This is a genomic window from Duganella zoogloeoides (assembly GCF_034479515.1).
Lineage (GTDB): Bacteria > Pseudomonadota > Gammaproteobacteria > Burkholderiales > Burkholderiaceae_D > Rugamonas > Rugamonas zoogloeoides.
The window spans coordinates 6,211,408-6,228,055 of sequence record NZ_CP140152.1; the positions used below are offsets into that span (position 1 = coordinate 6,211,408).

General features: G+C 59.3%; 14 protein-coding genes. 10 read left to right on the plus strand and 4 right to left on the minus strand.

The window, feature by feature from the left end; translation table 11 throughout:
- Positions 1-219 precede the first annotated feature (219 nt).
- The 3 genes from SR858_RS27285 to SR858_RS27295 all read left to right on the plus strand — a co-directional run bounded on the left by SR858_RS27285 (position 220) and on the right by SR858_RS27295 (position 4,743).
- Entirely contained in the window at positions 220-2,085 is a 1,866-nt protein-coding gene (locus tag SR858_RS27285; protein ID WP_019924551.1) for a phosphoenolpyruvate carboxykinase (GTP), read from the plus strand.
- 113 nt (positions 2,086-2,198) lie between these two features.
- Entirely contained in the window at positions 2,199-2,816 is a 618-nt protein-coding gene (locus tag SR858_RS27290) for an HAD hydrolase-like protein (RefSeq protein WP_026637779.1), read from the plus strand.
- 139 nt (positions 2,817-2,955) lie between these two features.
- On the plus strand, positions 2,956-4,743 hold the full coding sequence (locus SR858_RS27295; RefSeq protein ID WP_322534196.1) for a DUF885 domain-containing protein: 1,788 nt from the start codon (positions 2,956-2,958) through the stop codon (positions 4,741-4,743).
- A 165-nt stretch (positions 4,744-4,908) separates the two neighbouring features.
- Here the strand turns inward: SR858_RS27295 and uvrA are convergent, their stop codons facing one another.
- Positions 4,909-7,755, minus strand: a complete 2,847-nt coding sequence (gene uvrA, locus SR858_RS27300) for an excinuclease ABC subunit UvrA (RefSeq protein ID WP_019924548.1) — start codon at positions 7,753-7,755, stop codon at positions 4,909-4,911.
- Positions 7,756-8,032: 277 nt separating this feature from the next.
- Here uvrA and ssb point away from each other — a divergent pair, with 277 nt between their 5' ends.
- The 4 genes from ssb to SR858_RS27320 all read left to right on the plus strand — a co-directional run bounded on the left by ssb (position 8,033) and on the right by SR858_RS27320 (position 11,617).
- The gene (gene ssb, locus SR858_RS27305) at positions 8,033-8,587 is read left to right on the plus strand and encodes a single-stranded DNA-binding protein (RefSeq protein ID WP_019924547.1); all 555 of its coding nucleotides are present in this window, start codon (positions 8,033-8,035) and stop codon (positions 8,585-8,587) included.
- Between the two features lie 457 nt (positions 8,588-9,044).
- A complete protein-coding gene (locus tag SR858_RS27310) occupies positions 9,045-9,761 on the plus strand; it encodes a hypothetical protein (protein WP_154820066.1) in 717 nt (238 codons plus the stop codon).
- Complete coding sequence (locus SR858_RS27315) at positions 9,762-10,574, plus strand: dCTP deaminase domain-containing protein (RefSeq protein ID WP_154820065.1); 813 nt, start codon at positions 9,762-9,764, stop codon at positions 10,572-10,574.
- Positions 10,574-11,617, plus strand: a complete 1,044-nt coding sequence (locus SR858_RS27320; protein WP_084670196.1) for a thiamine-phosphate kinase — start codon at positions 10,574-10,576, stop codon at positions 11,615-11,617. The genes SR858_RS27315 and SR858_RS27320 overlap by 1 nt, the downstream gene beginning before the upstream one ends.
- On the opposite strand, the gene SR858_RS27325 is transcribed toward SR858_RS27320, so the two are convergent.
- Positions 11,614-11,985, minus strand: a complete 372-nt coding sequence (locus SR858_RS27325; protein WP_154820064.1) for a helix-turn-helix transcriptional regulator — start codon at positions 11,983-11,985, stop codon at positions 11,614-11,616. The genes SR858_RS27320 and SR858_RS27325 overlap by 4 nt on opposite strands.
- A gap of 77 nt (positions 11,986-12,062) precedes the next feature.
- Positions 12,063-12,599, minus strand: coding sequence for an LURP-one-related/scramblase family protein (locus tag SR858_RS27330; protein ID WP_019924544.1), 537 nt, complete (start codon positions 12,597-12,599; stop codon positions 12,063-12,065).
- 242 nt (positions 12,600-12,841) lie between these two features.
- On the opposite strand from SR858_RS27330, the gene SR858_RS27335 reads away from it, so the two are divergent.
- Together SR858_RS27335 and SR858_RS27340 are read left to right on the plus strand one after the other, a co-directional pair.
- The gene (locus SR858_RS27335; protein ID WP_019924543.1) at positions 12,842-13,738 is read left to right on the plus strand and encodes a hypothetical protein; all 897 of its coding nucleotides are present in this window, start codon (positions 12,842-12,844) and stop codon (positions 13,736-13,738) included.
- A complete protein-coding gene (locus tag SR858_RS27340; RefSeq protein ID WP_084670194.1) occupies positions 13,722-15,347 on the plus strand; it encodes an alginate export family protein in 1,626 nt (541 codons plus the stop codon). Before SR858_RS27335 ends, SR858_RS27340 begins: the two co-directional genes overlap by 17 nt.
- 11 nt (positions 15,348-15,358) lie before the next feature.
- Here SR858_RS27340 and SR858_RS27345 read toward each other — a convergent pair whose 3' ends face one another.
- Positions 15,359-15,595 (minus strand): DUF2798 domain-containing protein, encoded by a 237-nt coding sequence (locus SR858_RS27345; protein WP_019924540.1) that lies wholly within the window; start codon positions 15,593-15,595, stop codon positions 15,359-15,361.
- A 95-nt stretch (positions 15,596-15,690) separates the two neighbouring features.
- Between SR858_RS27345 and SR858_RS27350 the strand changes: the two genes are divergently transcribed.
- Entirely contained in the window at positions 15,691-16,590 is a 900-nt protein-coding gene (locus SR858_RS27350) for a LysR family transcriptional regulator (RefSeq protein WP_019924539.1), read from the plus strand.
- Positions 16,591-16,648: the final 58 nt, after the last annotated feature.

Genomic DNA, 16,648 nt, shown 5'->3' on the forward strand with positions numbered 1-16,648 from the left:
CAGCGGTGTACAATCGCTCAAAAAATGAACAGCCGAACATCGATTTTGCTGTCACTGCCGGGTTCGCAGAACCTGGTCCCACGACAAGACCGCCGTAGAGTACGCCGAGGCGCCGACCCATCCCGGATGGGCTTCCGCGCGCCAGGCTATTCAAGCTTTATTCAAGCTGATATTGACGACGATCCTGCCGAAAGAATTTTAATTGGCATTGGAGGTAGTATGAATCAGCCCATCATGGGTGGCGTTGCAACGCTGAACGTCCCAGCTTACATCAAGCATCAAAAACTGATCAATTGGGTCACGGAAATCGCCGCGCTGACCAAGCCGGACCGCATTTACTGGTGCGATGGCTCGCAAGAAGAGTACGACCGCCTGTGCGCGGAAATGGTTGCCGCCGGCACCATGAAAAAACTCAACGAAGCCAAGCGTCCGAACTCCTACCTGGCCCTGTCCGATCCGACCGACGTGGCGCGCGTGGAAGACCGCACCTACATCTGCTCGGCCACCAAGGAAGAAGCCGGCCCGACCAACAACTGGATGGCGCCCGACGAAATGCGCGCCACCCTGAACCCGCTGTTCGACGGCGCCATGATCGGCCGCACCATGTACGTCGTGCCGTTCTCGATGGGCCCGTTGGGTTCGCCGATCGCGCACATCGGCGTGGAACTGTCCGACTCGCCGTACGTGGCCGTCAACATGCGCGTGATGACCCGCATGGGCAAGGCCGTCTACGACGTGCTGGGCACCGATGGCGAATTCGTGCCATGCGTACACACCGTCGGCGCACCGCTGGCAGCCGGCCAGAAAGACGTGGCCTGGCCATGCAATGCCACCAAGTACATCGTCCACTACCCGGAAACCCGCGAAATCTGGTCGTACGGTTCGGGCTACGGCGGCAATGCGCTGCTGGGTAAGAAATGCTTCGCTTTGCGTATCGCTTCCACCATGGGTTACCAGGACCAGGCCAAGGATGGCATGGGCTGGTTGGCCGAACACATGCTGATCCTGGGCGTGGAATCGCCGGAAGGCAAGAAGCACTATGTGGCTGCCGCCTTCCCGTCGGCCTGCGGCAAGACCAACTTCGCCATGCTGATCCCGCCAGGCACTTTCGACGGCTGGAAAGTCACCACCATCGGCGACGACATCGCCTGGATCAAGCCGGGCGCCGATGGCCGCCTGTACGCGATCAACCCGGAAGCCGGTTACTTCGGCGTGGCCCCTGGCACCAACGAAAAAACCAACTTCAATTGCATGGCCTCCATGCGTGAAAACACCATCTTCACCAACGTCGCGCTGACCGACGACGGCGACGTCTGGTGGGAAGGCCTGACCAAGCAGGCTCCCGATCACCTGGTGGACTGGCAAGGCAAGGACTGGACCCCGGCGTCCGGGACCAAGGCTGCCCACCCGAATGCGCGCTTTACCGTGGGCGCTACCCAGAATCCCGTCATCGACGCGGCCTGGGACGATCCTGCCGGTGTGCCGATCTCGGCCTTCATCTTCGGCGGTCGTCGTTCGACCACCGTGCCGCTGGTCACCGAAGCGCGTAACTGGGTGGAAGGCGTGTACATGGCCGCCACCATGGGTTCGGAAACCACGGCAGCTGCTGCCGGCCAGATGGGCATCGTGCGCCGCGATCCGTTCGCCATGCTGCCGTTCATGGGCTACAACATGAGCGACTACTTCCAGCACTGGCTCAACCTGGGCGAAAAACTGGGCAAGATCGACGGCGCCACCCTGCCGAAAATCTACTGCGTCAACTGGTTCCGCACCGACGACCAGGGTCATTTCGTCTGGCCTGGCTTCGGCGACAATATGCGCGTGCTCAAGTGGATGCTCGAGCGTATCGAAGGCAAAGCCGGCGGCGTCGAAAACATCTTCGGCACCACCCCGCGCTACGGCGACATTCACTGGGACGGCCTGCCGTTCACGCCTGAAGAATTCGAGACCATCACCTCGATCGACAAGGATGCCTGGCGCGAAGAACTGAAACTGCACGAGGAACTGTTCACCAAGCTGGCCTACCACCTGCCGCAAGAATTGACGGCGGTGAAAGCCGAGCTGGAGAAGCGCCTGGCAAAATAAGCCGGCCTGAGGTGGAGACGGAAGCGACGCATGGAAACATGCGCCGCTTTTTTTCGTGTATGCTGGCTCGGCTGACCGGCTCAACCGACCACTCCTACGCCATCGAGGACCACGTGAACCGCAAGCTCATCATTTTCGACTTCGACGGTACCCTGGCCGACACCTTTCCCTGCTTCGTACGCGTGTTCGACGAAGCGGCGGCCAAATACAAGTTCAAACCGCTCGACCGCGCCAACGCCCAGGCTTTGCGCGGGCTCGATGCGCGCCAGATCATGGCGCTGCACGACATCCCGCTCTGGAAAACCCCGGCCATCGCCCGTTTCATGCGCACCCGCATCGGCGACGAGGCGCATTCGATCACGCTGTTCGCTGGCGTCGAGGCGGCGCTGCGCACGTTGAAGGAGCGCGGCGTGGTGCTCACCATCGTCACCTCGAATGCGCGCGCCAACGTGCAGCGCATCCTTGGCCCCGAGTTGCTGGCGCTGTTCGACCAGGTGGAGTGCGGCGCTGGCCTGTTCGGCAAGCTGCCCAAGGTGCGCAAGGTGCTCGCTGCCACCGGCATCGCGGCAGCCGATACCTTGTTGATCGGCGACGAGATCCGCGATGCGCGTGTGGCGGCGGAAGCGGGCCTCGATTTCGGCGCGGTGGCGTGGGGTTTCAATCATGTCGATGCGCTGGTAGCACAGGGGCCGAAGCGCGTATTTCACCAGGTAGCCGACCTACTGGTCTGAACAAGCGCCCCGGCCCAGCGCAGCGGCACGCAGTTCACGGCGGCATTCGTGCAGCCTGTCACAAAGCGTCACTGGCAGTGGCCGGCTTCGCTTACAGTGCAGGCTCCACCTTTTTTGACCTGCCACCATGACAAATGCAATGACCCGAATGGGCGCCGCCAGCGCCTTGCTGTTTGCCCTGATGCTGGGCGTGGCCCACGCCGATACCGCCGTACCCGACCTCGAAGCGCGCCGCGCGGCGCTGAACTCCCTGATCAAGGAGCAGTGGGACTACACCATGCGCAACAGCCCGGAATGGGCGTCGATGCTGGGCGACAAGCGCTACAACGACAAGCTGTCCGACTTCTCGCAGGCGGGCATCGAGGCCGACATCAAGGCCAGCGCCGACTTCCTCCAGCGCTTCGAGGCGATCGACACCGCCGGCTTTCCCGGCCAGGAGCAGTTGAACAAGGAACTGATGGTGCGCCAGCTGCGCCAGACCGTGGACGGCGCCCGCTTCAAGGACTGGGAGATGCCGCTGGCGCAAAACTCCGGCATCCACATCGACCTGCCGATGATCGTCTCGGCCTGGAATTTCGAGACGGTGAAGGACTACGACGACTACATCTTGCGCCTGCAGGCAGTGCCCCGGCTGTTCGAGGAAAACCGCGTGCAAATGCAGAAGGGCGTGGCCGACGGCCTGATGCCGCCCAAGTTCCTGATTCCGCAGATCGTCAAGCAGTGCGAGGACATGGCTGCGCACAAGCCGGCCGATTCGCCCTATGCGCTGCCACTGAAAAAATTCCCCAAGACCTTCTCGGCCGCCGACAAGGCGCGGTTGACCAAACAGGTTCTGGCCGCAATCAAAAAGGACGTGGCGCCCGCGTATAAAAAACTGGCTGTCTTTACCAAGACCCAGTACCTGCCGCACGGCCGCAAGGACGTGGGCATGTGGTCGCTGCCCGATGGCGCGGCGCGCTACACCTTCAAGGCCAAGGCTTCCACCACCACCGACATGACGCCGGAAGAAATCCACCAACTGGGGCTGGCGGAGGTGGCGCGCATCGAAGCGCAGATGCTGGCGACGGCTCAAAAGCTCGGCTACAGCGACCTGGCGTCGTTCAACAAGACGCTCAAGGAAAACAAGGCACTGCGCCCGACCTCGCGCCAGAATATCGTCGACCTCTATCAGAAGTACACGGACCAGATGTATGCGCAACTGCCGCAGCAGTTCGGCGTGCTGCCGAAGGCCAAAGTGGAGATCACCGAGGTGGAACGCTTCCGCGAAAAAGGCGCGGCGGCGGCGTCGTACCTGCCGGGTTCACCGGACGGCAAGCGCCCGGGCCGGGTGATGGTCAACACTGGGGACTTCCAGGATCGCTCCGTGATCGGCATCGAAACCACGGCGCTGCACGAAGGCGTGCCCGGACACCATATGCAGATCAGCATTGCCCAGGAAATCGTCGGCTTGCCGGACTTCCGCCAGCAGGGCAACTACACGGCGTACGTGGAAGGGTGGGCGCTGTATTCCGAACGGCTGGGCGAAGAGCTGGGCTTTTACAAGGACCCTTACAGCTACTACGGCCACTTGCAGGACGAGATGCTGCGCGCGATCCGGCTGGTGGTCGATACGGGCCTGCACTATAAGCAGTGGAACCGCCAGCAGGTGGTGGACTTCTTCCATGCCCACTCGGCGATCGAGGAAGTGGATGTGCAGAGCGAGACCGACCGCTACATCGTGTGGCCGGGCCAGGCGCTGGGCTACAAGATCGGTCAGTTAAAAATACTGGAACTGCGCGATTATGCGCGCAAGGAACTGGGAGACAGGTTCGACATCCGCAAATTCCACGACCACGTGCTGGGCGCAGGCGCGCTGCCGCTTGATGTGCTGGAGACGCATATCAAGGAGTGGGTGGCGGGGGAGAAGAAGGTGGTAGCCAGCCAGTAAACGCAAATCCGTCATTCTCGCGCACGCGGGGATCCATAGAGCCTGTGCGTCGTGGTAGCTTCGCATTCAGCCAACACAACTTAACCGGGTTATGGATCCCCGCATTCGCGAGGATGACGGATCTTAGGGCGCCAATCTTGCCGGCACCCACATTGGCTTACGCGCTTAATTCAACAACGGTCCGAGGTACTTGCCGGTCACGCTGTTCGCATTGGCCGCCACATCCTCCGGCGTACCGGTGGCAATGATCTTGCCGCCACCGGCACCGCCTTCCGGCCCCAGGTCCACCACCCAGTCGGCCGTCTTGATCACGTCGAGATTGTGCTCGATGATGACCAGCGTGTTGCCCTGGTCGCGCAGGCGATGGATCACCTTCAGCAGCAGATCGATATCGTGGAAGTGCAGGCCGGTGGTCGGCTCGTCCAGGATGTACAGCGTGCGGCCCGTATCGCGCTTGGACAACTCCAGCGACAGTTTGACGCGCTGCGCCTCGCCACCGGACAGCGTGGTCGCGCTTTGCCCCAGCTTGATGTAGCCGAGGCCCACGTCCAGCAGCGTATGCAGCTTGCGCGCGATGACCGGCACCGGCTTGAAGAACTCGTGCGCGTCTTCCACCGTCATGTCGAGGATTTCGGTGATGTTCTTGCCCTTGTACTGCACTTCGAGCGTTTCGCGGTTATAGCGCTTGCCGTGGCAGACGTCGCACGGCACATACACGTCCGGCAGGAAGTGCATCTCGACCTTGATCACGCCATCGCCCTGGCACGCTTCGCAGCGGCCGCCCTTGACGTTGAACGAGAAGCGCCCGGCGCTGTAGCCGCGTTCCTTCGCGGTCGGCACGGTGGCGAACAGGTCGCGGATCGGCGTAAACAGCCCGGTGTAGGTCGCCGGGTTGGAGCGCGGCGTGCGGCCGATCGGCGCCTGGTCCACCGAGATCACCTTGTCGAAGTGTTCCAGGCCGGCGATGGAATCGTGCGGCGCCGGCTCGGTCTGCGAACCGTACAGGTGGCGCGAGAGGGCCGGGAACAGCGTGTCGTTGATCAGCGTCGATTTGCCGGAACCGGACACGCCGGTCACGCACGTCATCAGGCCCACCGGCAGCTTGAGGCTGACCTTTTTCAGGTTGTTGCCGGTGGCGCCAGCGATCACCAGCTGGCGATCGGGATCGGCTTCGTGGCGCTTGGCCGGCACGTCGATCTTGCGGGTGCCGTTCAGGTACTGCGCCGTCAGCGATTTTTTATTCTTGAGGATGTCCTTAAGCGAACCGGCCGCAATTACTTCGCCGCCATGCACGCCGGCGCCGGGACCCATATCGACGATGTAGTCGGCGGTGCGGATCGCGTCTTCGTCGTGCTCCACCACCAGCACGCTGTTGCCGATATCGCGCAGGTGGCGCAGGGTGTCGATCAGGCGGTCGTTGTCGCGCTGGTGCAGGCCGATCGATGGTTCATCGAGCACGTACATCACACCGGTCAGGCCAGAACCGATCTGCGACGCCAGGCGGATACGTTGCGCCTCGCCGCCGGACAGCGTGTCCGCGCTGCGGTCGAGCGACAGGTAGTCGAGGCCGACGTTATTGAGGAACTGCAAACGCGAGATGATTTCTTTGACCACGCGGTCGGCGATTTCCTTCTTGGCGCCCTTGAGCTTCAACTGCTCGAAGAACGACAGCGATTCGCGCAGCGGCTTCTCGGCGATCTCGTAGATCGCCTTTTCCTGCTTGCCGGTGCCGACCTTCACGAAGCGCGCCTCGATGCGCAGGCGCGCGCCCTCGCACGACGGACACTTTTTCTCGTTGATGAACTTGGCCAGTTCTTCCTTGACCGCCATCGAATCGGTTTCGCGGTAGCGGCGCGCCAGGTTGTTGACCACGCCTTCGAAGGTGTGCTCCTTGACCACGGTGCGGCCGCGCTCATTCACGTACGTAAACGGGATCGCGGTCTTGCCCGAGCCGTTTAGGACCGCGTCCTGCGCCGGCTTGGGCAACTGCTCGAACGGCACGTCGAGGTCGAACTCGTAGTACGCGGCCAGGTTGGACAGCATCTGGTAGTAGAACTGGTTGCGTCGGTCCCACCCCTTGACGGCGCCGGAAGCGAGCGACAGGTTGGGGAACGCGACGATGCGTTTCGGGTCGAAGAACTCGATGTGGCCGAGGCCATCGCACTCTGGGCAGGCGCCCATCGGGTTATTGAACGAGAACAGGCGCGGTTCCAGCTCTTGCAGCGAGTAGCCGCACTGGTTGCAGGCGAACTTGTTCGAGTACACGTGTTCGACGGCGGTGTCCATTTCCAGCGCCACGGCGCGGCCGTCGGCCAGGCGCAGCGCGGTCTCGAAGCTTTCGGCCAGGCGCTGCTTGATGTCGGCGTTGACCTTCACGCGGTCGATCACCACGTCGATCGTGTGCTTCTCGGTTTTTTTCAGTTTGGGCAGCTCGTCCACTTCGTAGATCTTGGCTTCATGGGTGCCGCTCTGCACGCGGAAGCGTACAAAACCCTGCGCCTGCATCTGCTCGAACAGGTCAGAATGCTCGCCCTTGCGGTTGGCCACCACGGGCGCCAGTACCATCAATTTCGTCCCCTCGGGCATGGCCAGCACCGCATCGACCATCTGCGACACGGTCTGCGCGGCCAGCGCCTGGTCCGGGTGGTTGATGCAGTACGGTGTACCGACGCGCGCGTACAGCAGGCGCAGGTAATCGTGAATCTCGGTGACCGTGCCGACGGTGGAGCGCGGGTTGTGCGACGTGGCCTTCTGTTCGATCGAGATGGCCGGCGACAGGCCTTCGATCAGGTCCACATCGGGCTTTTCCATCAGTTGCAGGAACTGGCGCGCGTACGCCGACAGCGACTCCACGTAGCGGCGCTGGCCCTCGGCATACAGGGTGTCGAACGCCAGCGACGATTTGCCGGAACCGGACAGCCCGGTGATCACGACCAGCTGGTTGCGCGGCAGGTCGAGACTGATGTTTTTGAGGTTGTGCGTACGTGCGCCGCGAATGCGGATCTGTTCCATGGAGTAAGCCCTTAGATATCAACCCGTCATCATAGCGGGCTTTGAAAAGATGCGCCGTCCTTGCGCTGGATCACGCGCGGGAGGCTTGACACTGTATATAATACCAGTATTTGCTTGCGTCGATTCAACAGGCTTCGGCGCAGAACAGGCTACATGGGTACGGCAGCCAAAATTGGTAGGGCAAGTGGTGGCTCGGCATCCCATTCGTCTATAATCCCTGTTTAGATTTCACTACACAGCCTGCCCACGCGGCCGTTGTTACTCAGGAGTTTTATTCATGGCATCAGTCAACAAAGTCATCATCGTCGGCAATCTGGGTCGCGATCCGGAGATCCGCTACATGCCTAGCGGTGATGCAATCGCCAACATTGCCGTGGCGACCTCATACAAGTCGAAAGACCGCAACACCGGTGAGCAAAAAGAGACCACCGAGTGGCACCGCATCTCGTTCTTCGGCAAGCTGGCCGAAATCGTTGGCCAGTACCTGAAAAAAGGCTCGTCCATCTACGTCGAAGGCCGCCTGCAAACCCGCAAGTACACCGATAAAGACGGCGTCGAAAAGTACGCAACCGACATCGTCGCTGAAAACATGCAAATGCTGGGCGGCCGTCAAGGCGCCGGCGGCATGGACGACGGCGGCGGCTACGGTGGTGGCGCTGGCGGCGGTGGTGGTTACGGCGGTGGCAATGGCGGCGGCGGCGGTTACGACGCGCCACCACAGCGCCAGGCCGCACCTCAGCAACAACGCCCGGCCATGGCGCCACCGGCACCACGCCCGGCACCAAAGCCGGCGCCGAATTTCTCGGATATGGATGACGATATACCGTTCTAATTCAGAGTAAACGTATTTCCGTCGATTCAAGCCCACTCTTTACCGTAGAGAGTGGGCTTTTTCTTTGATTATTTCGTTTTCCCCTTGGAAAGAGGCGGGGAATATTAAGAACGCTCCCAGAGACTCAATGTAATCGAAAAATTCACGAATTAGCATTCCTAAATTTCAGAATGATGGCAGAATAGGTCGAAGAAGTATAATCGTGATAGTTAGCGTAACAAGTAACTTGCCTATAATGATCGAATTTTGCAGATGGTCCGTTCTGTTTAGCTTATGGAGTGATGGTTCAATGTTTAGCCAGAAAAGTGTTAGCAACATTCCAATCGGAAAATAGTCAATGGATTTGGAGTTAAGCAGGGAGGGACTGAGAAGCACGGCCGTTCCTATGCAGCACAATGGGAGCAAAGCAAGCAACACCATGACTCGGTCACGGTACCCTTGTAACTTCTTAATCACCATGTCAGCGACCAAAATCATACTTACGCCTAAAGCAAGAAAACCAAAATGTCCCATTTTTATCCTTCATCGTGTGAAATCTATGCAGACCAATTCTAACGCAGATCAGCTCATCCAAGCGGTAGTAAACGATACATCGAATGGGCTACTGATGACCTATCTTGAGAAAATTTTGAGAGATCCTCAGCGGTTGAGGGAAATCGCACGGAGCTCATACAGGCATCAATTGGGATTTCTAAAAATTGCACTTCGAAATGATCCAAGTGGGCACTCACTAAGGCTACATATCTGGGATAGTAACACCATTGCTTTGGAAGACATTCATTCCCATTGCGCTGATTTTATGTCACGTGTCGTTTCAGGTGGCATTGAAGAAAGCCGTTATGAACTGGAACCAGGGGCTAATTTTAGTCTATTTCGCTATCGTTTTGACGAGAGAGCCTGCCGACACATAGCACAAAAAAATGGCATGACTAATGTATTTCAGACGAGTAAGGTAACTTTTTTAGAAGGTGCAATTTATCAACGTAAGTCGCATGAGTTACATACCGTAAGAAATATAGATTCAAAAACAATAACATTATCTGCGTGGGGCATTCGTTCTAAAGATGCAATTGTTTTAAAATCAGCGTCGGCTCGTGCTGAAGATTGTGTGGCTGCAATCGGCGTGTCGCCGAATCTAGTGAGGACCGTGCTAACTGACATTGTGGGAGGTTGAATGCTTCTACCTAGCCAGGATATCGAGTCTTTGTGCGTGCCAACCAGCACAAGACTGATCGAGCCATTTGATAAAGAGAATTTACGAGGAAGTTCATATGACCTCACAATTGGAGAGGAATACTATGTAGGGCAGGATCTCAGCGGCACTAAGTTAACCACAGAAAAGCTAGAACCCGCCCAAGCTTTTTGGATTCCACCTCATGCAGTATGCTTTATTCTATCAACCGAAACTCTTAACCTTCCAAAAGGCATATCTGCTAGAGTTTCTTTGCGCATGTCTTACATCTATGATGGGCTTGTTTTGACCTCTCAGCCCCCATTTGATCCGGGTTATAAAGGCCGTGCTATTTTTATGTTACATAATCTTTCATCTGAATCAATTTCTATGCGCAGGGGCGAGCGGGTAGCAACAATCGAGTTCTTGGAACTACGATCCAACACTACGTTAAGTAAAGTGCATAGGTCTGTACAAACACTTGGGGGGCAGATAGATCGACCGTTGACGAGTAGCTTGTCCAAAATTGCGAGTCAATCAAGAGCGGCTTACAATCAAGTACAAGTCATGACCGGGCAAATGTTTTTGTTCGCAGGGCTGATTGTGGCAGTGTTGGCGGTACCAGGATTTTTTTCTTTTACGAACATACTCGATCGAGTAAATGAACAAAAAGCGGAGATCGCTGAGCAAAAAAAACAGTTGCAAGAATACAAAGACGCCTTGGATGCTGTGAAGTTGAGAATAAACCAAGAGCTAGATCCAAAAGGAAAGTCACAGGGGCAGCAAGCAAAACCTGAATCAAGAGTGGAGGGATAATGGTACGGCTAACTGATATTGGTGAAAAGGCTTTCCTTTCAAGCTTATTGCCGCAACTTGCGGTGGACCCGTCCTTCGTCAATGGCTTCGGACATGATGCCAGTATTATCGACGTAGGGCTGGCTCAAAACTTGGCGGTGAAAATTGATCGAGCCCCTTATCCTGTGGCCTTGCGCCATGGGTTGGGTACATATAATACTTGGGGACGTTTAGCAGTTGTAGCTAATGTTAGTGACTTACTAGCGGTAGGTGCGTTACCCAAGGCGATGATGCTATCTATGGTTTTGCCCCGAGAATTTTCCGCTGTCGATGCGCGGGCGATTGTTGAAGGCTGCGCTGAGGCATGCATAGATCATGGTATCGCATTCTTAGGTGGCGATACCAAGGAAGGTTCTAGCGCTCAAATAGTAGGTGCAGCATGGGGTATCGTTGAAAAGCAACGACGCCTAGGTAGGGCCAAAGCGGGATTGGGAGATGCTTTGTTTGTTGCGGGTTCTTTGGGCGGATTTGCTGCCGCCCTCACTCTAATGCGAAAACAACAAGGCCATGGTGCGGGGAATGACCGCTTCACTCAAGTTTTAACTTTGCCAACTGCTCGCATCAAGGAAGGTGAGTTATTACGCAAAGACGAAGCCATCGTGGCCGCGTGCGATCTTAGTGACGGTTTAGCTGAGGCCATTGATATTTTTTGCGGCGTAGACATCGGCATCACTTTAAACGAAGCACGGTTGCCGCTGCATGCACTTGTTGCTGAGGCAGCCTCGGTTACAGGTGCTCCAGGCTGGCGCTTTGCACTTGCTGCCGGTGATTGGGCTGTTGCTTTTGTAGTCAACAAGTCTCAGGTGAGCAGCTTCCAAGCAGCCATTGAAAATAAATTTGACGTCCATCAGTTGGGATCGTTTGATGACAGCGGAAGTAAGCGGATCCGGGACTCGAACGGGGTATTACACCCAATTCCACATTTTATAAACGAGCAATTCAAGAGTCGCATCGAAGACGAGGGGATTTATCTGGAACTGTTGCTAGGAAAGGCCCTTGATTAGCAGATTTTATCAACGCTTGTCAGTTTTACTTTTCTTCTATTGAGGCAGCGGTTTGCCTCCGCGCCCGGCGCCGCTGCAACCATCCCGCATCCCGCATCCTGCAGACGCCGCCCGACAATATTATCTCGCGCCACGTCGTGGATATCCTTCTCCAATCCCAGCACCGCGAATAAGTGAAAACAATTCCCCATCGTAACCGAGCTACTTCCCAACTTGATTCTCGATAAGGTATGGCGGCTAATACCAGCTCGGGATGCGACAGTTTCAGCCGAAAGATGACGGCGCAAACGCGCGTCCTTTAGCTGAACCTCCAGCGTTGTAGCGTCCTGACCGAGTTGGGAAATAGAAATTGTCGGTGGCTTAGGCATAACGTCACCTATTATTTCCAAAAAGCCGGCTATTTGTAAAAAATAGATTACGCTTTCGATAAGATAGTAGGTCTGCTTTACCCATGCGGCGACGGATCCGCCGCCGCCCCCAAGCTGCTCTTCTCGCTCTTCTGCTCCACCAGCGTCGTCATCAATATCACCGTCAACAACTCCGCCTGCGGCGAGGCATCGAGTAACTCGATGCTGTGCCGCGTCCGCAAGGTCATGATCTTGGCCTGCGCCCTGGCCATGACCTGACCGTGGCGTGACAGCTCGAAACCCATATCCCACAAGCCGCCGCGCAAGATAGCGCCGTCAAAGCGTCCACCCACGACGGCCACTTGCCGCCGCCAGCTCCACAGCTTGCCGCGCAGCTCGAAATTTTCGTCATTGGTATGCACGTACCAGGTGGGGGCGAATGACAGGAATTTGCGCCTGACCACCGCCACTTCGCAGCCGTCTTGCGTGATGCGCCATGGACGGATGAACCAGCGCCACTGGGCGGCAGCTTCGTACACGACATTGTCGTCGTCATCGGTGATCTGGATTTTTCCTAGTAGTGACAGCAGCTTGCGGGCGATGTGCAGCGTTTTGGGGGCGGCGTAATCGTTCATGGTGGCCTTTCGGCTGTGGGTTCGCTGCGATTCTACAACTTCGCCGCAAGACAGGCTTTTTCAGCCATGCTGGTTCTTCTGAACGGGTGGCATGTCACGCATTGTGCTTTATCCGCCTCTCATCAGGCATGCGGCCCTGTCCTAAGAGAGGGCATGGCTGGTACCTGACCCGATGGCAGGTGGAATGCGGGGCATGGCTGGGTATAGTGGACTGACGATTTTCCACCTTCAAGGAGTCATCCATGATCACCCATACCTTCCGCAACCGCATTGCATCCGCCATGCTGTCCCTCGCCCTGGTTGCTCCGGCGCTGGCGCTGGCTGCGCCCGACGTCGCGGTCGCGCCGCAGTACGACACCACGCACGTGTATGTGGCCAACGCCGATCTCGATGCGTTCGTCGCCAGCTTTGTCGGCATCTTCGGTGGCCAAGCCTCTCCGCGCGCGGTGTTTACGGTCACGCCCACGCCAAGCAAGACCGCGTCGCAATACGTGCAGACGCCGGTGGGCATGCTGTCGGTGTTCGCGTTCCAGACGCCGATCCCGTACGGCTTCGGCGCAGAACGCACCGGCTACCTGGTCACCGATATCCAGGCGGCGCGCGATGCTGCGGTGGAAGCGGGGGCCGACGTGGTGGTGGAGCCGTTCGATGACCCGATCGGCAAGGATGTGCTGATCCAGTGGGCCGGCGGTGTCAACATGCAGCTGTACTGGCATACCAGGGCGCCGTCGTACGCGCCGCTGCACTCGGTGCCGGACAACCGCGTGTACATATCAAAAGTCTCGGCCGATAAATTCCTCAATCAGTTCAAGACCTTCGCCCATGCGAAGATCGTGGCCGACAGCCAGATCGACGGTGGCGAAATCGGCCGCGCCGGCGACACCATCCGCCGCGTGCAGCTCGTATCGACATTCGGCAAGATGACGGTGTTCGTCACCGACGGCAAGCTGACCTTCCCGTACGGCCGCGAGACCACCGGCTACCAGGTGGACGACATGGCGGACACGCTGAACAAGGCTGCTGCCAACGGCGCCACCGTGCTGGCCGCGCCGCGCCAGACCAGTACCGGCAACATGACGGCAATGCTGCAATTCCCGGGCGGTTACATCAGCGAGATACACGATGCAGCCAAGCGTTAACGCCAGCCGCAAGGCCGCGCGCTGCAAGCGCTCAACGAAGTTGCTGGTCTTGCTGGCCAGCGCGAGCGCACTGTCCGGGGTGGCTACCGCACAGGTGCCCGCTGCGGGACCCGCAGGGGCGCCAACGGCAGCAGCAACTGCAACACCAGCGGCAACGGCAGCAGCGCCGGCAACGGCAATGCCAGCGGCAGGAGCGATGGTGGCAGCAACGACGGCACCAGCGCCAACAATAGCAACGGCGCCTGCACTGGCGCCAACGATAGCAACGGCGCCTGCACCAGCGCCAACAGCATGCAACGCCAAGCGCCCGGCCATCAACTTCAATCGCTGGGCCGAGAACTGGGACGTGCTGGCCAGCTCCTGCCTGCCGCGCCAGCCGCTCGACGGCCTCAAGTACATCCCGTTTGGCAATGGCAGTTCTTACCTGTCGCTGGGCGCCGGCTTGCGCGAGCGTTACGAGCATATCGATGCGCCATCGTATGGCGCCGGCGCCGCACCGGCCGACGGCTACGTGATCCAGCGCGCCAACGTCCATGCGGACCTGCGACTGGGGCCGTACGTACAAGTGTTCGGCCAGCTGGTCGACGCGCGCACGTTCGACAAGAAGACGATTGCCCCGCCCGACCGCGACAAGCTCGATGTCGAGCAGCTGTTCGTGACCGTGGCCGTGCCCACGGCGGACGGCGCGGTCAAAATGCGCGTGGGCCGGCAGGAGATGGCGTTCGACTTGCAGCGCTTTATCGCCGCGCGCGACGGCCCCAATGTGCGCCAGTCGTTCGACGGGGTGTGGGCCGACTGGGAACATGGCCCGTGGCGCGTGATCGGCTACGTGACGCAGCCGGTACAAAACCGCAGCGAAAAATCGTTCGACGATTATTCCAACGGCCACCTGACCCTGAACGGCCTGCGCCTGGAACGGCAGGGATTCGGGCCGGGCGACATCTCCGGCTACTACTCGCGCTACCGGCGCGACGATGCGCGCTTCCTCGACGCCACCGGCAATGAACGCCGCGACGTCTATGATTTACGCTACAGCGGCATCACCGGCAACGTGGACTGGGACGTGGAGGGCATGCTGCAACACGGCCAGGTCGGCGCCAAGCGTGCATCAAGCTGGGCGCTGGGCTCGATCGCCGGCTATACCTTTGCCAATGCGACCTGGTCGCCGCGCGTGGGCCTGCAATTCGACATGGCCTCGGGCGACAGGCACGCCGGAGACGGCAAGCTGGGCACCTTCAACCCGCTGTTCGCCAACGGCTATTATTTCTCGCTGGCGGGCCTGACCGGCTACAGCAACCTGGTACACGTAAAACCCTCGATCAAGATCAAGCCGATCAAGTCCTTGAGCGTGACCACGGCGCTGGGCCTGCAATGGCGCCAGACCACGGGCGACGCGGTGTACGTACAAAGCATGGCCGGCGTGCCGCGCACGGCGGGCCAGGGCTCACGCTGGACCGGCGCCTACGCCCAGCTGCGCACCGACTGGGCGGTCACGCCGAATGTGACGGCGTCGCTGGAGGCGGTGCACTTCCAGGTGGGCGACAGCTTGCGTCGCGCTGGCGGGCGCGATGTGGATTACCTGGGGATGGAACTGAAGTTCGGGTGGTAACAACTGCGCACTTACCCCCGCCGCAACCGCACCGCCAACCGCTGGCTCGCCCCATGCACCAGCGGTCCGCACACCATCACCACCGTAAATGCCGCTGGCCACGCGGCCATGAAGGCATACCGCCAGCGCGATAAAAAGTCGGGATGCAGCCCGATGTTGAGCCAGGTCACCCAGCCGCTCATCATCGACGACATCAGCAGGGACATCAGCAGCGCAAATACCAGGCGCAGACGGAACATATCGGACATTGCATCTCCTTCGTCAATTGAAAGACACAGCGTAGTCGCTTGCAACTATCTATACTAGAGCGATAAATCCAATTTCAAATTCCGGAAATGCAATCATGCTCGATGACCTGGCCCTGTTCGTGACCATCGTGGAGGAGGGCAGTCTGAACGCTGCCGCCATCCGCGAAAACCTGCCGCCGGCCACCGTGACGCGGCGGCTGCAAAAGCTCGAGGGTGAACTCGGCTACCGCCTGCTCAACCGCAGCGCGCGCCGCTTGCAGCCTACCGCAGAGGGCTGGCAGTACTACGAGCGCTGCCGGCCGCTGGTGCGGGCGCTGCGCCAGGCCACGCAGCAGCTCGACGCCAGCCTGTCCGATATCTCGGGCACGATCCGGGTGCTGGCGCCGGTTAACTTTGCCAGCGGCCTGCTCACTCCGGCATGGGCCAGCTTCATGCACCAGTACCCGGACATCAGGCTCGAACTGGAATTGTCGAACCGCCTGCAAGACCTGGTGGCCAGCGGCGCCGACCTGGCCATACGCGTCGGTGCGCTCGACGATTCGTCGCTGATGCAGCGGCGCCTGGGCAGCGCCGGCCTGGTGATGGTGGCGGCGCCGTCGTACCTGGCGCGCGCGGGCGTGCCGCAGGACCCGTCGCAACTGGCGCAGCACGAGCTGATCGTGGCCGAGCCGCTGCGTACCTGGCGCCTGCGCCGGCCCGGTGACGGCGCCGAAGTCGTGATTTCGCCGCAGGCCCAGGCGCGGCTGCGCGTCAACGAAATGCGGCTGGCGGTCGAGATGGCGCATGCGGGACTGGGTATCTTGCTGTGTCCCTTGCTGCAAAGCCGGCTCGAAGTGGCCGATGGCAGCCTGGTGCAGGTGCTGCCCGCATGGATGCCGGAGCCGCGCCACGTGTACGCGGTCTGGACCCAGCGCCGCTACCTGCCGGCGCGGGTACGGGTGCTGCTCGAACACCTGGCCGAATTTGCCGCCAGCAGCCCCTTGCTGCAACAATAAGCAAGACAGTAGCCAGCAAGAAACCAGTTGTGTTCTACAGCGAACATAGTGTGGACAG